This is a genomic window from Streptomyces sp. NPDC034043 (assembly GCF_055575675.1).
Map to the genome: position 1 here is coordinate 117,628 of NZ_JBVISF010000001.1, position 18,182 is coordinate 135,809.

Sequence of the window (18,182 nt, forward strand, 5' to 3'; positions counted from 1 at the left end):
GGTGAACGGATCATCGGCCCGGGGATCGTGCGGGAGCGGCGGGTCCGCGGGGGATCAGCCCTCGCTGAGCCGGACCGAGCTCAGGATCTTCTCGTAGGTCGCCTGGTCGACCTCGCCGGGGACCCCGGCGGCGCTGTAGAGGACCCAGCTGGCGAAGTCACCCTTGGCGTTCTTGAAGCTGAAGGCGATGCTCTTGCCGTCCGAGGAGCACTTGTTCTCCTTGGGGACGTTGCTCACGGTCGCCGTCGCCACGTGCCCCTTGAGGCCGGAGGAGGTGGTGTACTCCTTGGTCTCGGAGATCTTGACGTTCTCCTTCGGCAGCTTCTGCGAGTACCCGGCGAACACCCAGGTGCCGGCCTCGTTGCGGGCGGCGTCGGAGGTGTCCTTGGCGCCCTGGCCGCCCTTGGTGCCGGTACCCGCCAGGGAGGTGGTCTCCTCGCGTCCGTCCTTGTTGGAGTCCACCTTGCACCAGTCCTCCTTGAGGTAGGCGGGCGCGGAGAACGTGACGAGCGGGGAGCCGTCCTTCTTGGAGTCGTCCTCGAAGCCGGCGATCACACCGGCGCCCAGCACGTTCCACTCCGGCGGGACGTCGAAGGCGGTCCCGTGCTTCGGGTTGATGACCACCTTCCAGCCCGGGATCACCGGCTTGATGTCGCCGCCTGCACGCGGGTTGGGGCCGCTCGGGGCGGGGGGCGCGACCGGGGCGACGGGCGCGGAGGAGGAGGCCGGCGGCTTGTCGTCGGCCAGGTTCGTGCCCTCGTCCTCCCGGGTCAGTACGAACGCCGCGGTGGCGGCCGCCGTCACCACGACCGCGGAGGCCGCGACGATGGCCACGGTCCGGGTGGAGAAGGGGCTGCCGCCCGAGGGGCGCGCCGGCTGCTGCGGAGGGGTGTTGCCCCACGGCTGGACCGGGGGAGGGGTCTGGTAGCCCGCCTGCGGGTATCCGTAGCCGGGCTGCTGCTCACCGAATCCCGGCTGCGGCTGCTGCTGGTACGGGTTCGGCTGTCCCGGCTGCTGCTGGTACGGGTTCTGGTGTGCGCCCTGGGGGTTCTGCTCTCCCCCGGGCTGCTGCTGTCCTGGCCACATGGCCGGTAACCATAGTGGGAGCCGCCGACAGGGGCCACGTCCGCCCCCCGTCCGGCTATGGCCAACCACACCTACCCGTGGGTAACATCGGCTCCATGAGCGCTGAACAGATGAACGTGGGCGAACTGCTCGCCCAGACGGTCCCGATGGCCCGCACCCTGAACCTCGAGTTCCTGGAGACCACTCCGGAGCGCGCCGTCGTCCGGCTGCCGGACCAGCCCGACTTCCACAACCACGTCGGCGGCCCGCACGCCGGCGCCATGTTCACCCTCGCCGAGTCCGCGAGCGGCGCCATCGTCCTGGCCGCCTTCGGCGAGCAGCTCTCGCGCGCCGTGCCGCTGGCCGTCAAGGCCGAGATCGGCTACAAGAAGCTCGCCAAGGGCGTGGTCACGGCGACCGCCACCCTCGGCCGTCCGGCCGCCGACGTCGTCGCCGAACTCGACGCGGGTGGCCGCCCCGAGTTCCCCGTCACCATCGCCATCCAGCGCGAGGACGAGGCCGTCACCGGCGAGATGACCGTCGTCTGGACCCTGCGCCCGAACGCGTAACGTCACCCGGCCGCCCCTCCCGGGGCGGAAATCCGGCGGCGCGCGAGCGCGTCACGCGGCGAACGGGGCGCGGGAGCGGCACAGTGGGGGCGGGAGCGGTCCGGCGCGGGCCGCTCCCGCCGTGCGTCCGGGGCCGGCGCGGGAGGCGGCAGGGAGAGCACGGGGAGCGGGAGGCCGTACCAGGGCGCGGGAACGGGCTGCCCGGACCGCGATGGCGTGAGGTGTCCGCCGGCCGTACGCCCGGAGAACTCCCGCCATGGACGAAGGCCGCCCCGCGGAGCGGATAGGCTGCCCGTTCGGCGTGTCTCGGGGGCCCGCCGGTGACGACGAGGGAGGACGTACCGGTGCACATCCAGGAATGGCTGGAGGAAATTCCGGCGATCAGTGTCTATCTCCTGGTGGGGCTGGTCATCGGGCTGGAGAGCCTGGGCATCCCGCTCCCGGGCGAGATCATCCTCGTCAGCTCCGCGCTGCTGGCCTCGCAGCACGGGGAGATCGACCCGGTGGTCCTCGGCCTGTGCGCGATCGCGGGCGCGATCATCGGCGACTCCATCGGGTACGCGATCGGCCGCCGCGGCGGCAAGCCGCTGCTGGAGAAGCTCGGCAGGCGGTTCCCCAAGCACTTCGGGCCCGATCAGGTGGCCATGGCCGAGCGCTCCTTCGACCGCTGGGGCATGTGGGCCGTCTTCTTCGGGCGCTTCGTCGCCCTGCTGCGGATCTTCGCCGGGCCGCTGGCGGGCGTCCTGCAGATGCCGTACTGGCGCTTCCTCGTCGCCAACGTCCTGGGCGGCATCCTCTGGGCCGGCGGCACCACCGCCGTCATCTACTCGGTCGGCGTCGTCGCCGAGCCGTGGCTCAAGCGCTTCTCCTGGCTGGCGCTGGTCCTGGCCGTGCTGATCGGCCTCACCGTCACCCTGGTCCTGCGCGGCCGGATGAAGAAGGCGGCGGCCGAGGCGCGCGAGTCGGCGCCGGCGCCGGAGCCCGCCACCGCCCCGGTGGGCGCCTCGGACTGAACCCGAGGCCCCCGGCCGGGCGGGGGGTCAGGCGCCGGGGGTCACCGAGGCGCGGTGCTGCTCCGCCAGCCGCGTGTACATCGCGGAGTTCACCCTGATCCCCTCGCGCTCCTCCTCGGTCAGCTCCCGCCGCACCTTGGCCGGGACGCCCGCGACCAGCGAACCGGGCGGGACGACCATGCCCTGCGGAACCAGCGCCTGCGCGGCCACCAGCGAACCCGCGCCGATCACGGCGCCGTTGAGCACGGTCGCGCCCATCCCGATCAGGCAGTCGTCCTCCACCGTGCAGCCGTGCACGACCGCGTTGTGCCCGATGGAGACGCGCTCGCCGATGGACACCGGGAACCCGGGGTCCACGTGGATCGTGCAGTTGTCCTGCACATTGCTGTCGGCTCCCAGCGTGATCGGGCCGCAGTCGCCGCGGAGCACCGCCGAGTACCAGACGCTCGCACCGGCGGCCAGCGTGACGTCGCCGACGACGACGGAGGTCGGAGCGGTGAAGGCCGTCGGGTCCACCGACGGCTTCCGGTCGCCGACGCCCGCGATGAGAGCCCCCTGGTGCGCCGGGCCCGCCTGGTTCGGCTGATCGTTCATGGTCACTTCCCTCTGCTTCCGGATGCCGCGCCAACTGCACCGTAGGGCACGGGACGCCGCGGCCCCGCGATGGGGTGAAGATCACAGGAGCCGGGCCCGGACGTCCGGCGCGGGGCGCACTACCGTGGCCGGGTGCCGAAGAACCAGAACACGTTCTCATCCCTGGCGGCCCTGCGCCGCCGGATCGCCAGCCGTGCCGTGCACGCCGGCTGGCGCTGGATGCAGCAGGCCGGGGCGGTCACCGCACAGCACCCAGGCCGGCTGCGCTTCGGGGCGATCGGCGAGGGAACCCGGCTCGCCTTCCCCCAGGGCACCGTCTTCGGAGAGCGCTGGATCCGGCTCGGCGCGCACTGCATCATCGCCGAGCAGGTCACCCTGACGGCCGGGATGATGCCGGACCTCGACCTCGGCGCGGACCCGGTGCTCGTGCTGGGCAACGGCGTCGTCCTCGGCCGGGGCAGCCACGTCATCGCCGACGCCCGGATCTCCATCGGCGACGACACCTTCTGCGGGCCCGGGGTGTACATCACCTCCACCAACCACAGCTATGACGACCCGCACGAGCCCGTCGGACGGCAGTGGCCCCGCAGCGCCCCCGTGGAGATAGGGCCCGGCTGCTGGCTGGGCACGGGGGCGGTGATCCTGCCCGGCGCGAAGCTGGGCCGGAACGTCGTGGTGGCCGCGGGGGCCGTCGTACGGGGCGAGGTGCCCGACCACGCCGTGGTGGCGGGGGCCCCGGCCAGGGTCGTGCGGCGGTGGGAGCCGGAGACGGGCTGGCAGCCGCCGCTGCGCACGCCGGCGCCTGTGCCGATACCCGACGGGATGACCCCCGAGCAGCTGCGCGGGCTGGCGCTGCTGGCGGAGGCCGAGCGGTCCCCGTAGGCGGTGCCCGGCACGCGCGGGCACGGACGACCGGGCCGGAGGTGGCGGGCGCGGCCCGGGAACGACGCAGCACCCGGCGGGCGGGGTGACCGCTGCACCGGGTGCTGTGCGCCTCAGCGCGGGAGGATCATCCCCAGTCGGAGTCCGGCGGCTGGATCAGCGAGTCGGCAGACGAGACGGTGGCGTCGTTCTGCTGTTCCGCTTCTCCCATGGCTGCGATTCCCCAATTGGTGCCGGCCGGCGCGTCGGCCGCGACACCACTGAGTCCGATGACCGCGAGGATCGCGAGCAGCGCGGCGGAGACGGTTGACCGGATGTTGATCGATATCAAGGCGTTCCTCCCTTGGCCGGCCCGGCCCCCGCGGACGATGCGGGCAGCGGGACCATATCTGCGCCACGGGCCCTGTGGCACGCGATCAAGGCTCTACCGGGTGGGGGTCGCAATCAACCTTCGGGATACTGCGTCCACCCGCAGTTCAGCAAGAGGAAGAGGGATTTGATGACGGATCAGGAAATATCCACCGCCGCCCCGGACACCTCCCCTCTGACCGAGGCGGAACTGCGGACCTACCGCAGGGCGTTGCGGGGGGAGACGCTGCCCGATGACGAGCCCGGCCTCGCCCCGCTCCTCGCGCGCGAGGTCCTCTTAGCGAACACCCACCAACCCGGCACGTACGTCCCCGCTCCCTCCCGCTACCTGGAGACCCAGCTCACCGCTGCCGTCCTCAGGGCCCTCACCGGCGCCACCGAGGCCCTGGCCGGCATCCCCGCCCACGTACGGGAGCTCGAGGCCGAGCAGCAGCGGTACCACCACAGCCCCAGCCCCGTCGGCACGCTCCTGCTGCGCACCGTCCCGGAGGTGAACGCGGAGACCATCCGCACCATCCAGGCCGCCGAGTACGAGATCCTCACCGCGCAGCCCGGCCACCGGAAGCCGAAGGTCCTCAAGGGCGCGCTGCCGCGGGACCTGCAGGCCGCCCAGCGCGGGGTGACCGTACGGACGATCTACCGCACCAGCGGGCGGACCAACCCGACGCAGCGGGAATGGGTCGCCACCATGACGCGCGCCGGCGCGCAGGTGCGCACCCTGGGGGAGGACTTCCTGCGGTTGATCATCGTGGACCGGGCGCACGCCTTCTTCGAGGTCTACGGCGAGGACGGCACCGTCCAGCAGGAGGCGGCCTGGTACACCCAGGACCGAGGGGTGTGCGCCCTGCTGGCCGCGCACTTCCGGCAGCAGTGGGACCGGGCCGACCCGTGGGTGCCCGGCGAAGGGGCGGGCGCACCGGGGACGGACGACGACACCAAGACCTCGAAGCTCCAGCGGACCATCCTGCGGGGCATCGTGGCCGGCCGCAGCCACCGGCAGATCGGCGAGAACCTGGGTCTCAGCGAGCGCACCGTGACGGCCCACGTCTCGAAGATGCGCGAAGCGCTGGGCCTGCAGACGGTGCCGCAGCTGACGTTCTGGTGGGCGACGTCGCCGGAGCGGCTGCTGCCGTGAGGGTGGGTCCGGGACCCGGCCGGGCCGGCGGCCGCCCGTCCCCGGCCGGGGGAGTGCTCCGGGGCGCGACGTCAGCCCGCGGCGAGCAGGACCGTACCCGCGAGGGCCAGTCCCGCGCCGGCGGCCTGGACGCTGCGCAGCCGTTCCTTGAGCACGACGAAGGCGGCGAACGCGGTCACCACCGGGTACAGCGAGGAGATCACGGCGGCCACGGTGACCGGGCCGGTCTGGGCGGCCAGGGAGTAGGTGCCGTTGGCCGCGACGTCCGCGAGGCCGACGAAGGCCAGCGCCGGCGCCATGCTCCACAGCACGCGCGGACCGGTGCCCTCCGGCAGGGCCGGGACGCCGCGCCGGGTCTGCGCGAACAGGGCGGCGCCGGCGACGGCGACGTTGGTGACGCGCTGGACGAACAGGGCGAGGAACAGCCCGGTCACGGTGGTGGAGGCCTCCGAGATCAGGGCCATGACGGCGCCGAAGCCGAAGGCGGCGACGAGCGTCAGCACCACCGCCCGCCGCTGGACGGGGGCGCCGCGCAGCTCGGGCCCGCCGGCCAGGACGATGCCGACGACGGCCACCGCGATCCCCGCGAACTGGCCGGGGCCGGGCCGCTCGCCCAGGGCCAGCCCCACTCCGACCGGTACGACGACCCCGACGGAGCCGAGCGGGGAGACCACGCCCATCGGGCCGAGGGCCAGGGCCTTGTAGAAGGCGAGCATCGCCGCCGGTCCGACCAGACCCGCGGCCACCGCGAACCACAGCTGCGGCCCCGCCGCGCTCCAGGCGCCGGTGCCGAGGACGAGCGCGCCGAGCACGACGACCGCGGTGAGCTGCGAGACCACCAGCACGGTGAGCGCCGGTATCCGACGCGTCAGCAGCCCTCCGCCGAAGTCGGCGAGTCCCCACAGCACGGCTGTGGCCAGGGCGAAGAGGGCAGTCATGGGCGGGGACCTCGCAGTACAGTGCGGTGGACGGTGGAGTGCAGCATCGAATACACCGCAGGTTAGTTCAGTCTATTGGACTGTGTCATCCAAAATATTGGACGGAATGGTGTCTGACCTCGAAGAGCTCACCCAGGCGCTCGCCCGGAACCTCAAGCGGTGGCGCGGCGAACGGGGCTTCACCCTGGACGCGCTGGCCGCCCGCGCGGGAGTCAGCCGCGGCATGATCATCCAGATCGAGCAGGCCCGCACGAACCCCAGCGTCGGCACCACGGTCAAACTGGCCGACGCCCTCGGGGTCAGCATCACCACCCTCCTGGACCACGACCGCGGGCCCCGGGCCCGCGTCGTGCCGCCGGGGGAAGGGGTGCGCATGTGGTCGAGCGCGGAGGGCAGCGAGGCGCGCATGCTGCTCGGCGACGACCGCCGCGGGCCGGTGGAGATGTGGACCTACCGCCTGGAGCCCGGAGACGGCACGGCCTCCGACCCCCACCCGGCCGGAACCTTCGAGATGCTGCACGTCACGGCCGGGGAGCTGACCCTGGACCTCGGCGAGGACCGGTACGTGGTCCCGGCGGGCGGCGCCGTCTCCTTCGAGGCGGACCTCCCGCACGCCTACCGCAACGAGGGCACCGCCCCGATGGTGATGACCATGGCGGTCTCGATCCCGCCCGTCCCGGGGACCGGTGCCCGCCGCGCCCAGTGAGTCAGAGGGCGGGGATCTCGATGGCCGGACAGCGGTCCATGACCATGTCCAGCCCGGCCTCACGGGTGCGTGCGAAGGCGGCCTCGTCGACCACGTTCAGCTGGAACCAGACGGCCTCGGCGCCGGCGGCGACCGCGTCGTCGGCGACCCGGCCGGCCAGCGCGCTGTTCACGAAGACGTCCACCACGTCGACCTTGAACGGGATCGCCTCCAGCGACCGGTACCCCTGCTCGCCGTGCACCGTCTCCGCCTTCGGATGCACCGGCACCACCCGCTTCCCGAACCGCCGCAGCACCTTCGCCACCCCGTAGGCGGCCCGGTCCTCGTTGTTCGACAGGCCCACTACGGCCCAGGTGTCACCGAGCTCGGTGAGGATCTTCCGGATGGTCGCCTGGTCGCCGTACACGCGCGCCGCCTCCTGCTGGGGTCGTTCCACCGGACCGTTCGGCAGGATCAACGGCGGGGACACCTGTCCGATTCCCCGTAGGGTGGAGCGGTGAAGGCAGACCAGTACGTGACGGTGGCCCGTGAGGGGACGCACGAGGCGGAGATCAACCGCTCGCGGTTCCTGTGCTCGATCGCGCCCGCCGCGACCGAGCGGGAGGCGCAGGACTTCATCGCGCGCGTCCGCAAGGAGCACCCCGCCGCCACGCACAACTGCTACGCCTACGTCATCGGCGCCGACGCCTCCGTCCAGAAGGCCAGCGACGACGGGGAGCCCGGCGGCACCGCCGGCGTGCCCATGCTGCAGATGCTGACCCGGCGCGACATCCGGTACGCGGTCGCCGTGGTCACCCGGTACTACGGCGGCGTGAAGCTCGGGGCCGGCGGGCTCATCCGCGCCTACGGCGGGGTCGTCGGCGAGGCGCTCGACGTCCTCGGCACCGTCACCCGCCACCGGTACCGGCTGGCCACCGTCACCGTCGACCACCAGCGGGCCGGCAAGACCCAGAACGACCTGCGGTCCACCGGCCGCGCCGTGCTGGACGTGCGCTACGGCGAGGCCGTCTCCATCGAGATCGGCCTCCCGGAGGCGGAGGTCGAGGCCTTCCGGGCCTGGCTCGCCGACGCCACCGCCGGGACCGCCGGCTTCGAACTCGGCGGCGAGGCCTACGGCGACGGCTGACCCCGGCGGGCCGCGCACGGCCGCAGCGGCCCGCCGGAGGAACCGACGGGCCGCTGCGGGAGCGGGGTTCACTGGCCGGCGGCGGCCACCGTCTCGAGGCCGGTGATGCCGCGGAAGAAGACGGATCCGCCGTGGCTGCGGCCACATGTGGGGAGGGGTGCGGAGTCTCCTCGATGAGGCGTGACCTGTGCCGGGGGCGGCCGAAGCCGTCGATTCCGCCCCAACACCCTTTCCCCGCAAGAGCGGTGGAGCGGTGACCTGTCAACCCTCTTACAGGCCCGGCCGAAACGTCCCCTCCCCGCGACGCGGAGGGTGCGTCCCGCTCAGGTCGTACGTCAGCGGGGTGAACCCTCCGCCGCGCGGGGGAGGCGCTCCGCCGTAGTGGGCGATGCGTGCCCGCCATGTCCACGGCCAGCATGGAGGCCATGACGACAGCACCCGCTCCGCTCACCGCCGCCCCCGCGCCCGTCTGGGCCCGCCGCGCCGCCCACGCCATCGCCCTGTGCGCCGTCCCCTCCGGTCTGTGGCGCATCGCCATGGCATCCGGCGTCTACGTCGGCTACAGCGACCAGGTCCTGCGCGACGTCTTCGGCATCCCGGGCTGGGGCATCGCGTACGTGGTCGGCCTTTCCGTCATCGCGGAGCTGGCCGCCCTGTTGCCACTGCTCCTCGTCAGCGACCGGTGGCGGCCACAGCGCCCCCGGATCCTCGCCGCACTGGCCTGGACCGCCTCGGCCGTCCTGGTCCTGGTGGCAGTGTGGCAGCTCGTCGTCGCCTTCACCGTCGAGAGCCAGACGTACATGTCAAGCGGTACGGCACAGACCGTCTGGGCCCTCACCTTCGCCCCGCTGTGCGCCATCCCGGCCCTGATGACGGCCGTGACCTGGTCTTACGCCAAGCGGCACCGGGCGGGGACCCAGGGCCGGCCGTGATCCGCCGGACGGCCCCCAGCGGCGGCGTGGCGCCGCCGGAGGTATCCCGGTGGCGAGGACATGTCACGATCCGGGCCGCCGCTGACCTCCACGGTCACCCGGCCCCGGACGCCGGTGGCAGACTGAGGTCTGTCATGGACCGGGCGCCGACGGGCCCGGGGACGGTGGGCGCGGACCACGGCGACCGTGCTGGTCCGGTGCTGGGTTCGGAGACGGAGGAGCGGTAAACGTGCAGGTCGGAGCGGTATCTTGAAGTTTCTGCACACCTCCGACTGGCACCTCGGCCGGTCCTTCCACCGTGTGAACATGCTCGGAGCCCAGGCCGCCTTCGTCGATCACCTCGTCGAAGCCGTCCGGGAGCACCGGGTCGACGCCGTCCTCGTCGCCGGGGACGTCTACGACCGGGCCGTACCCCCGCTGGCCGCCGTCGAGCTCTACGACCGGGCCCTGCACCGGCTCGCCGACCTCGGCGTTCCGACGGTGATGATCTCCGGGAACCACGACTCCGCCCGCCGCCTCGGTGTCGGCGCCGGGCTCATCGGCCGGGCCGGGATCCACCTCAAGACGGACCCCGCCGGCTGCGCCGACCCGGTGGTGCTGGCCGACGTACACGGTGACGTGGCCTTCTACGGGCTGCCCTACCTGGAACCGGCACTGGTCAAGGACACCTTCGCCGCCGAGAAGGTCAGCCACGAGGCGGTGCTGGGCGCGGCCATGGACCGGATCCGGGCCGACCTGGCCGGCCGCGCCCCCGGCACCCGCTCCGTGGTCCTCGCCCACGCCTTCGTCACCGGCGGGCAGGCCAGCGACAGCGAGCGCGACATCGCCGTCGGCGGGGTCGAGGCCGTACCCGCCTCCGTCTTCGACGGGGTCGACTACGCGGCCCTCGGCCACCTCCACGGCTGCCAGACGATCAACGAACGGGTCCGCTACTCCGGTTCCCCCCTCGCCTACTCCTTCTCCGAGGCCGCCCACCGCAAGACCATGTGGCTCGTCGACCTCGGCCCGGGCGGGGAGATCACCGCCGAGCGCGTCGACACCCCCGTCCCCCGCCCGCTCGCCCGGCTGCGGGGAAGGCTCGAGGACCTCCTCGACGACCCCGCGCACACCCCGTACGAGGACTCCTGGATCGAGGCCACCCTCACGGACCCCACCCGGCCCGAGGACCCCATGACCCGGCTCGCCGCCCGCTTCCCGCACACCCTCAGCCTCGCCTTCGACCCCGAGGGCCGCCAGGAGGAGGGCACCGCCTCCTACGCCCAGCGCCTCAAGGGCCGCAGCGATCAGGAGATCGCCGAGGACTTCGTCGCCCACGTACGCGGCGGCGGCACCGCCGACGAGGCCGAGCGGGCCGTGCTGCGCGACGCCTTCGAGGACGTACGCGCCGAGGACGGCCGTCAGGAGGCCGGCCGATGAGGCTCCACCGGCTCGGGATCACCGCCTTCGGCCCCTTCGCCGAACCCCAGACCATCGACTTCGACGCCCTCTCCGGCGCCGGCATCTTCCTGCTGCACGGCCCCACCGGCGCCGGCAAGACCTCCGTCCTCGACGCCGTCTGCTACGCCCTCTACGGATCCGTCCCCGGCTCCCGCCAGGCCCCCGGCACCACCCTGCGCAGCGACCACGCCGCCCCCGGCACGCCCACCGAGGTCACCCTCGAACTCACCGTCGGCGGACGCCGGCTGGAGATCACCCGGCGTCCCGAACAGGACCGCCCCAAGAAACGCGGCACCGGCACCACCAGGGACAAGGCCCAGTCCTGGCTCCGCGAGCACACCGGGGACGGCTGGACCGCCCTGAGCCGCTCCCACCAGGAGATCGGCGAGGAGATCGAGCAGCTCCTCGGCATGAGCCGCGAACAGTTCTGCCAGGTGGTCCTGCTGCCGCAGGGGGAGTTCGCCCAGTTCCTGCGGGCCGGGGCCGAAGCCCGCGGCCGGCTCCTCGGGCGGCTCTTCGACACCCGCCGCTTCGCCGCCGTCGAGACCTTGCTCGCCGAACGCCGCCGCGCCGCCGAGGCCAGGGTGCGGGCCGGCGACGAGAAGGTGCTCGCCGCCGCCCAGCGGCTCGCGCAGGCCGCCGGCGACAGCGCCGACCTGCGCGCCTGGCCGCTGCCCCGCCACCAGCCCGGCGACCCCGGCCTCGCCGAGGCCGTCCGGGCCTGGGCGGCCGTCGCCCGGTGCTCCGCCCGCGAGCGGCTCACCGTCGCCGAGTACGCGCTCGCCGCCGTCGAGGGACGGCACGCCGCCGCCCGGCGCGACGCCGAGGAGGCGCGGGAACTCGACCGGCTCCAGCGCCGCCACGCCGAAACCGCCCGCCGGGCGGCCCTGCTGGCGCAGGCGGCACCGGAGCGCGAGCGGGTACGGGCCCTGCTCGACCGGGCCCGCCGGGGCGCCCTCGTGGCCCCCGCCCTGGAACTGCGCGGAGCCGCGGCCGCCGCCCATCTCACCGCCGCGCACGCGGAAACCCTCGCCCGGGCCGAACTCCCCCCGGGCCTCGCCGAAGCCGGCACCGAACAGCTCGCCGCAGTCGAGCAGCGCCTGCGCGAGGACCTCGGCGCGGCCGGCGCCGCCCAGCGGGCCGAACAGCGCAGCGCCGAGATCGGCCGGGAGCGCGCCACGCTGGAGCGGGAGTCCCGGGACGCCGACGAGCGGTACCAGGAGTCCGCCGAGTGGCTCGCCCGCTGGGAGACCACCCGGGCCGCCCTCCAGGAGCGCGTCGACTCCGCGCAGCAGGCCCTCACCCTCGCCGAGCAGCTCGCGGGCCGGCTGGAGCCCGCCCGGATGCAGCTGACCGCCGCCCGGCGCCGCGACGCCCTCGCCGCCGACGCCGAAGCCGCCGCGGGCGAACTGCTGCGGGCGCGCGAGGAGTCGTCTGCCGCCCGGGAGACCTGGCTGGAGCTGAAGGAGGCCCGGCTGCGGGGCATCGCCGCCGAACTCGCCGGGGCCCTGACCCCCGGGGAACCCTGCACGGTGTGCGGGTCCGCCGAGCACCCCGCGCCCGCCCGCCCCGCGCCCGGGCACGTGGACCGCGCCGCCGAGGACGCCGCCCACGCCCGCTTCGAGCAGGCCGAGGAGCGCAGGGCCGCCGTCGAGCGCCGGCTCGCCGCCGTCCGGGAGGCGCAGGCCGAGGCGGCCTCCGCCGCAGGGGACGCCACCACCGCCGAACTCCTCGGCCTCACCGCCGATCTGAGCGCCCGTCACGCCGCCGCCCACGCGGACGCGGCCGCACTGCACACCGCCCGCGAGCGGCTCGCCCGCGCCGAGCGGGAGCACGCCGCGCGCAGCGCCGAACGGCTCGAAGCCGAACGCCGTGCCGCCGCCCGGGCCTCCCGGCGCGAGGCCCTCGACGAGGAGCAGGCCTCCCTCGAAGCCGAACTGGTCCTCGTCCGGGCCGACTCGCCCAGCGTCGCCGCCCGTGCCCGCACCCTCGAGGACCGGATCCGGATGGTGACCACGGCCGCCGCCGCGCTGCGCCGTGCCGAGGCCACCGCCGCCCGGCTGAAGGAGGCCGACGACCAGCTCGCCGACGCCGCTTTCAAGGCCGGGTTCGACACCACCGAGCAGGCGGCCGACGCCGTGCTCCCGGAGTACGAACGCACCGCGCTCCAGCACCGCCTGGACGCCTGGCAGGCCGAGGAGGCGATGCTGGCCGACCGGCGGGCCGAGCGGGACACCGCCGCGGCGGCCGCCCTGCCCCCCGCCGATCCGGCCGCCGCCGCGGCCGCCGAGGAGCGGGCCGCGGCCCGGCTGCGCGGCGCCGGCTCGGCCGTCGACGCGGCCCGGGTGCGCTGCGCCGAGCTGGACCGGCTCTCGCGCCAGGCGGAGCAGGAGCTGCGCGCCCTGGGCCCGCTGCGCGAGGCGTACGAGCGGGTGGCCCGCCTTGCCGGGCTCACCGCGGGCACCTCCGCGGACAACGAGCGCAAGATGCGCCTGGAGGCGTACGTCCTGGCCGCGCGGCTGGAGCAGGTCGCCGCCGCCGCGACCGTACGGCTCCTGCGCATGTCCGGCGGCCGCTACACCCTCGTGCACTCCGACGCGCGGGCGAGCGGACGCGGGCGTTCCGGCCTCGGGCTGCACGTCCTGGACGCCTGGACCGGCAGCGAGCGCGACACCGCCACCCTGTCGGGCGGTGAGACCTTCTTCGCCTCCCTCGCCCTGGCCCTGGGACTGGCCGACGTGGTCACCGATGAGGCGGGCGGCATGCGGCTGGACACCCTCTTCATCGACGAGGGCTTCGGCAGCCTCGACGACCAGTCCCTGGACGAGGTGCTCGACGTACTGGACTCGCTGCGCGAGCGGGACCGCAGCGTCGGCATCGTCAGCCACGTCGGCGACCTGCGCACCCGGGTCCAGGCCCAGCTGGAGATCGTCAAACAGCGCGGCGGCTCCGTGGTGCGCCACCGCACGGCGGGCGTCACGGACTGAGCGGCCGCCGGGCGAGCGGGGACGAGTACACGATGCTGGTGGTCACCGGGCCGAGCCCGGCGATCCGGCCCGTGACCTCCTCCAAGTGGCCCATCGAACGGGCCGCCACCTTGAGGACGAAGCAGTCGTCCCCGGTCACGTGGTGCGCCTCCAGGATCTCGGAGGTCGCCTCCAGGAAGTCGTGGAACGGCTTGTAGTTGCCGTGGGGATAGCGCAGCCGCACCAGCGCCAGGATGGTCTTGCCCAGCTTCTCGTGGTCGACCACGGCCGTGTAGCCGATGATGATCCCGGCCTCCTCCAGCCGGCGGATCCGCTCGGTGACGGCGCTCGCCGACATCGACACGGCGCGGGCGAGCTCCGTGAAACTGGCGCGGCCGTCCCGCTGGAGGGCCGCGAGGATCCGCCAGTCGGTGGCGTCGGGGGAATGACCGGTCACGGCGCAGGTCTACCAGGGGAATCCCCGGAGGAACAGGGGAAAGGCCGGGGAAAACCACTTCACGCCTTGATCAACGGTTCGTAGATTTTGAGCCATGACGACGACGCAGCCCCAGACCGGCGCCCCCGCCCCCGCGAACCCCGTGCTCCGGGTCCCCCCGGCCAGCCCGGCCGCCGCCGCCGCGTACTTCGCGGCGAGCCTGGCCTTCCACGCGGACGTCTCGGACGTCGCCGCCGCCTTCAGGGCCCACCGTGAGCAGGGCGCCGACCTCGGCTTCCAGCTGATCGACTCCCGCTCCACCCCCTCCTGGGACCAGGCCCACGTGCCCGGCGCGATCCACCTGCCCACCGCGCTGATTCCCGAGCAGGCGGAGAAGCTGCTCGACAAGGACGTCCCCGTGGTCACCTACTGCTGGGGCCCGGGCTGCAACGGCGGCACCCGCTCCGCCCTCGCCCTGGCCGAACTCGGCTTCCAGGTCAAGGAGATGCTCGGCGGCATCGAGTACTGGATCCGTGAGGGCTTCGAGGTCGAGACCTGGCAGGGCTCGCAGCAGCGCGCCGAGGCCGACCCGCTGACGGCTCCCACCGACTCGGACGACTGCGGCTGCTGAGCCGCCCCGACGGCGACGGGCCGCCCGCTCCCCGGAGGGAGCGGGCGGCCCGTCGCCGTGCGCGAACCGGAGCCTCAGAGCCGCGACAGCTCGTCCACCAGGTCGTCCAGGCCCAGCGAACCCTGCGACAGCGCCGCCATGTGCCACTTCTTCAGGTCGAAGGAGTCACCGTGCGCGGCCCGGGCGTTGTCCCGGCCCAGCAGCCAGGCGCGCTCACCCAGCTTGTAGCCGATGGCCTGCCCCGGCATCGACAGGTAGCGGGTCAGCTCGCTCTCGACGAAGTCCGCCGGGCGGCCGCTGTGCAGGCCGAAGAACTCCTGCGCCAGGCCCACCGTCCAGCGCTCGCCCGGGTGGAACGGCGAATCCGCCGGGATCTCCAGCCCGAGGTGCATGCCGATGTCCACGATCACCCGCGCGGCACGCATCATCTGGCAGTCCAGGTAACCCAGGCGCTGCTCGGCGTCCTTGAGGTAGCCCAGCTCGTCCATCAGCCGCTCCGCGTACAGCGCCCACCCCTCGGCGTTGGCGCTGACGAGCCCGACGCTCGCCTGGTAGCGGGAGAGCTGGTCCGCGACGTGCGTCCACTGCGCGAGCTGGAGGTGGTGCCCCGGAACGCCCTCGTGGTACCAGGTGGAGACCAGGTCGTACACGGGGAAGCGGGTCTGGCCCATGGTCGGCAGCCAGGTGCGGCCCGGACGGGAGAAGTCCTCGGAGGGATTGGTGTAGTAAGGGGCCGCGGCACCGCCCGGCGGGGCGATCATCGACTCGACCCGCTTGACCCGCTCGGCGAGTTCGAAGTGGGTGCCGTCGAGGTTCTCGATGGCCTCGTCCATCAGGCCCTGGAGCCAGTCACGGACCTCCTCGACCCCCTCGATGTGGGTGCCGTGCTCGTCCAGGTGCCGCAGGGCGTCCCACGGGTCGACGCAGCCCGGAAGGATCTTGGCGGCCTCGGTCTTCATCTCGGCGAGCAGCCGGTGGTACTCGGCCCAGCCGTAGGCGTACGCCTCGTCCAGGTCCAGGTCAGTGCCGTTGAAGTAGCGCGACCAGCGGGCGTAGCGCTCGCGGCCCACCGGGTCCGGGACGTCCGCGACGGCCGGTACGTACACGTCGCGCATCCAGTCGCGCAGCTCGGCCACGGCGGCCGTCGCACCGGCCGCCGCCCCGTCCAGCTCCGCGCGCAGGGACTCGGGGCCGGCGGCGGCGAACTCCCCGAAGAAGTCCCGGGAACCGTCGCCGTCCTGGCCGGCCCAGGTGGTGAGCTGCTCGACGAAGGTGGCGGCGGGACGCGGGCTGCCGTACAGCCCGCGCTCCAGGCCGAGGGCGAGGCTCTCGCGGTAGCCGGCGAAGCAGGCCGGTACGGCTCGCAGCCGCTCGGCGATCGCGGCCCAGTCCTCCTCGGTGTCGGCCGGGGTGAGGGTGAAGACCTCACGGACGGCGTGCGCGGGGGAATGGATGTTGCTCACGGCGCGCAGGTCCTCGTCGGCCTCGTACACCGCGAGTTCGGCGCGCAGCCGCTCGCGCAGCAGCCGCGCGCAGCGACGCTCCGCGTCGGTGCCGGCGCCGGGCAGCCGCTCGGCGGCGTCCAGCCGGTCGAGGGTGGTGCGCAGCAGTTCGGCGACCGCGGCGCGGCCTGCGGGGGAGTAGTCCGGCAGCTTGCCCGAGCTGGCGGCAACGCCGAGGTAGGTGCCCTGGATCGGGTCGAGGGTGATGAGGTCGTCGACGTAGGCGTCGGCGACCTGGCGGGGCAGACGCGCTGCGCTGTCGGTGTGGAGGGTCTCTGGCATGCGGACATCTTCGTATGCGCGGGGCCCCCGCGTCATCACCATAGCCGCCCAGCCTCCTGACGGACGGCTGGGCGGCCGGGCGGCCGGGGACCTACGGCCTCCGGTCAGGGCCCGGGGCCGTGCCGCGTTCGGTTCGGGGCCGCTCGCGCGGGACTTCGTACGGCAGGCGGGAGACGACCGGGGTCGCGTCCAGCCGGGCGGTGATCACCAGGGTGCCCTCCTCGATCTGGTAGTCGAGGGGCAGTCCGAGGCCGCGCATCGCCGCGACCATCCCCGTGTTGGAGGCCTGGGTGACGGCGTACACGCTGTCGCACCCGGCCTCGACGGCCATCGCGACGAGGCGGCGCAGCAGCTGCGAACCGATGCCCCGGCGCTGCCAGTCGTCCTCGATGAGCAGGGCCACCTCGGTCTCGTCGCCGTCCCACAGCAGGTGGCCGAGGGCGACGAGCCTGCCGGAGGCGGTGGTCGCGGCGAGGGTGCGGCCGAAGCGGGGGCTCAGCAGGTGCCCGAGGTAGCGGTCGGCGTCGGCGACGGGACCGTGGTAGCGCAGGCCGAGGGTGCGCTCGCTGCACCGCTCGTGCATGGCGCGCGCGGCCTCCAGGTCGGAGCCGTCCGCGCGGCGCACGGTGATCTCGTTGCCCTCGGGCAGGGTCAGCACGTCCTGGCTCCGGGGGATCCGGGGCCCGAGGCGGGCGTCGAGCTCGACGAGGGCGCGGGCACGGGCGAACTCGGTCGGGGTGAAGGGCAGATGGGGCCGTTCCACGGTGATGGCGCCGCCCGAGGGGTCGCGCAGCCGCATCACCGTGGACTCCAGGACGCCTTCGACGGGGGCGTCGGCGCCGGTGTTGGGGCGGCCCGAGAGGGTGGTGGCGGGGATCGACTGGATGGTGCAGCGGCCGAGCAGCTGGCGCAGTGCGAGGGGGAGTTCGGCGGCGTCCAGGGCGGTGCGGGTGGCCAGGCCCAGGACCCGGGTGGGGGCGTCCACCAGGTCGTGGGCGTCGGCGCGCTCGATCCAGGTGCTGCGGCCTCCGGCCTGGGAGACGGCCCGGCTCAGGCCGGCGGAGGGCAGCTCGCGCGGGGAGCGCAGCAGGAACTCGTCGACCGTGCCGCCTTCGGGGAGGGGGTGCGTCTGCAGGGACAGGATGTCGACGCCTTCGCGGGCGAGGGCGGTGCACAGCGCGGCCAGGCTGCCGGGCTCGTCGCGCACCGTGGTCCGCATCCGCCACAGTGCCGGGGAGGCGGATGCCGCCGGCACGGGGGCGGGCGCACCGGGGGCGGCCTTGTGCTCCGGGGGCGGCGCATGACTGTGCCGGCGCGCCCACCAGGTGTGGAAGGCCGCCGTGACCAGGAGGGCGACGGCCGAGGCGATGAGCAGGACCGGGCCGTCGGGGCCGTGCACGACGAGGTTCGCGATGCCGTCGGCGACCGCGACGGCGCAGAAGAGGGCGGCGAGTTCGACGAGGTCCCGGCGCCAGTGGTGACGGTGGGGGCGCTGGGCGTGGTAGGCGGGGTTACGGTCAGTCATGCGACCACTGTGACCCAGGGGTGTTGCGTGATCACGAACGGTCTGTGACCGACTGGTTAAGCGTCGCTCTGGCC

The 18,182-nt window shown here is 73.9% G+C and carries 18 protein-coding genes; 10 read left to right on the top strand and 8 right to left on the bottom strand.

Annotated elements, in window-relative coordinates; genetic code table 11:
- Nucleotides 1-54 precede the first annotated feature (54 nt).
- Nucleotides 55-1,086, bottom strand: a complete 1,032-nt coding sequence (locus ACZ51S_RS00860) for a DUF8017 domain-containing protein (RefSeq protein WP_468478752.1) — start codon at nt 1,084-1,086, stop codon at nt 55-57.
- 110 nt (nt 1,087-1,196) lie between these two features.
- Here ACZ51S_RS00860 and ACZ51S_RS00865 point away from each other — a divergent pair, with 110 nt between their 5' ends.
- A complete protein-coding gene (locus ACZ51S_RS00865; protein WP_388937504.1) occupies nt 1,197-1,634 on the top strand; it encodes a DUF4442 domain-containing protein in 438 nt (145 codons plus the stop codon).
- A 344-nt stretch (nt 1,635-1,978) separates the two neighbouring features.
- The gene (locus ACZ51S_RS00870) at nt 1,979-2,647 is read left to right on the top strand and encodes a DedA family protein (protein ID WP_468478787.1); all 669 of its coding nucleotides are present in this window, start codon (nt 1,979-1,981) and stop codon (nt 2,645-2,647) included.
- A gap of 27 nt (nt 2,648-2,674) precedes the next feature.
- On the opposite strand, the gene ACZ51S_RS00875 is transcribed toward ACZ51S_RS00870, so the two are convergent.
- On the bottom strand, nt 2,675-3,241 hold the full coding sequence (locus ACZ51S_RS00875) for a gamma carbonic anhydrase family protein (RefSeq protein ID WP_468959177.1): 567 nt from the start codon (nt 3,239-3,241) through the stop codon (nt 2,675-2,677).
- Between the two features lie 132 nt (nt 3,242-3,373).
- Here ACZ51S_RS00875 and ACZ51S_RS00880 point away from each other — a divergent pair, with 132 nt between their 5' ends.
- The gene (locus ACZ51S_RS00880; protein ID WP_468478750.1) at nt 3,374-4,123 is read left to right on the top strand and encodes an acyltransferase; all 750 of its coding nucleotides are present in this window, start codon (nt 3,374-3,376) and stop codon (nt 4,121-4,123) included.
- A gap of 127 nt (nt 4,124-4,250) precedes the next feature.
- On the opposite strand, the gene ACZ51S_RS00885 is transcribed toward ACZ51S_RS00880, so the two are convergent.
- Entirely contained in the window at nt 4,251-4,454 is a 204-nt protein-coding gene (locus ACZ51S_RS00885; protein WP_388937211.1) for a hypothetical protein, read from the bottom strand.
- 168 nt (nt 4,455-4,622) lie between these two features.
- Here ACZ51S_RS00885 and ACZ51S_RS00890 point away from each other — a divergent pair, with 168 nt between their 5' ends.
- A complete protein-coding gene (locus ACZ51S_RS00890) occupies nt 4,623-5,627 on the top strand; it encodes a LuxR C-terminal-related transcriptional regulator (RefSeq protein ID WP_468801684.1) in 1,005 nt (334 codons plus the stop codon).
- Nucleotides 5,628-5,698: 71 nt separating this feature from the next.
- On the opposite strand, the gene ACZ51S_RS00895 is transcribed toward ACZ51S_RS00890, so the two are convergent.
- The gene (locus tag ACZ51S_RS00895; RefSeq protein WP_468478748.1) at nt 5,699-6,565 is read right to left on the bottom strand and encodes an EamA family transporter; all 867 of its coding nucleotides are present in this window, start codon (nt 6,563-6,565) and stop codon (nt 5,699-5,701) included.
- 109 nt (nt 6,566-6,674) lie between these two features.
- Here ACZ51S_RS00895 and ACZ51S_RS00900 point away from each other — a divergent pair, with 109 nt between their 5' ends.
- Nucleotides 6,675-7,271, top strand: a complete 597-nt coding sequence (locus ACZ51S_RS00900) for a helix-turn-helix domain-containing protein (protein WP_388937501.1) — start codon at nt 6,675-6,677, stop codon at nt 7,269-7,271.
- Nucleotide 7,272: 1 nt separating this feature from the next.
- On the opposite strand, the gene ACZ51S_RS00905 is transcribed toward ACZ51S_RS00900, so the two are convergent.
- The gene (locus tag ACZ51S_RS00905) at nt 7,273-7,677 is read right to left on the bottom strand and encodes a CoA-binding protein (RefSeq protein ID WP_468959661.1); all 405 of its coding nucleotides are present in this window, start codon (nt 7,675-7,677) and stop codon (nt 7,273-7,275) included.
- Between the two features lie 90 nt (nt 7,678-7,767).
- On the opposite strand from ACZ51S_RS00905, the gene ACZ51S_RS00910 reads away from it, so the two are divergent.
- The 4 genes from ACZ51S_RS00910 (at nt 7,768) to ACZ51S_RS00925 (ending at nt 13,753) form a co-directional block, all read left to right on the top strand.
- Nucleotides 7,768-8,397 carry a YigZ family protein gene (locus ACZ51S_RS00910; RefSeq protein WP_468478747.1) on the top strand — a complete coding sequence of 210 codons (630 nt, stop codon included), beginning with the start codon at nt 7,768-7,770 and terminating at the stop codon, nt 8,395-8,397.
- Nucleotides 8,398-8,813: 416 nt separating this feature from the next.
- Entirely contained in the window at nt 8,814-9,329 is a 516-nt protein-coding gene (locus ACZ51S_RS00915) for a hypothetical protein (protein WP_468959663.1), read from the top strand.
- A 249-nt stretch (nt 9,330-9,578) separates the two neighbouring features.
- A complete protein-coding gene (locus ACZ51S_RS00920; protein ID WP_468959180.1) occupies nt 9,579-10,745 on the top strand; it encodes an exonuclease SbcCD subunit D in 1,167 nt (388 codons plus the stop codon).
- On the top strand, nt 10,742-13,753 hold the full coding sequence (locus tag ACZ51S_RS00925) for an AAA family ATPase (RefSeq protein WP_468885388.1): 3,012 nt from the start codon (nt 10,742-10,744) through the stop codon (nt 13,751-13,753). Before ACZ51S_RS00920 ends, ACZ51S_RS00925 begins: the two co-directional genes overlap by 4 nt.
- Here the strand turns inward: ACZ51S_RS00925 and ACZ51S_RS00930 are convergent.
- Nucleotides 13,743-14,189, bottom strand: coding sequence for an Lrp/AsnC family transcriptional regulator (locus tag ACZ51S_RS00930; protein ID WP_468478744.1), 447 nt, complete (start codon nt 14,187-14,189; stop codon nt 13,743-13,745). The two genes, ACZ51S_RS00925 and ACZ51S_RS00930, sit on opposite strands and share 11 nt — an antisense overlap.
- A 94-nt stretch (nt 14,190-14,283) precedes the next feature.
- On the opposite strand from ACZ51S_RS00930, the gene ACZ51S_RS00935 reads away from it, so the two are divergent.
- Nucleotides 14,284-14,799, top strand: a complete 516-nt coding sequence (locus ACZ51S_RS00935) for a rhodanese-like domain-containing protein (protein WP_468478743.1) — start codon at nt 14,284-14,286, stop codon at nt 14,797-14,799.
- A gap of 74 nt (nt 14,800-14,873) precedes the next feature.
- Here the strand turns inward: ACZ51S_RS00935 and ACZ51S_RS00940 are convergent, their stop codons facing one another.
- Nucleotides 14,874-16,583, bottom strand: a complete 1,710-nt coding sequence (locus ACZ51S_RS00940; RefSeq protein WP_468959182.1) for a DUF885 domain-containing protein — start codon at nt 16,581-16,583, stop codon at nt 14,874-14,876.
- A gap of 91 nt (nt 16,584-16,674) precedes the next feature.
- Entirely contained in the window at nt 16,675-18,108 is a 1,434-nt protein-coding gene (locus ACZ51S_RS00945; protein ID WP_468801687.1) for a GNAT family N-acetyltransferase, read from the bottom strand.
- Nucleotides 18,109-18,182: the final 74 nt, after the last annotated feature.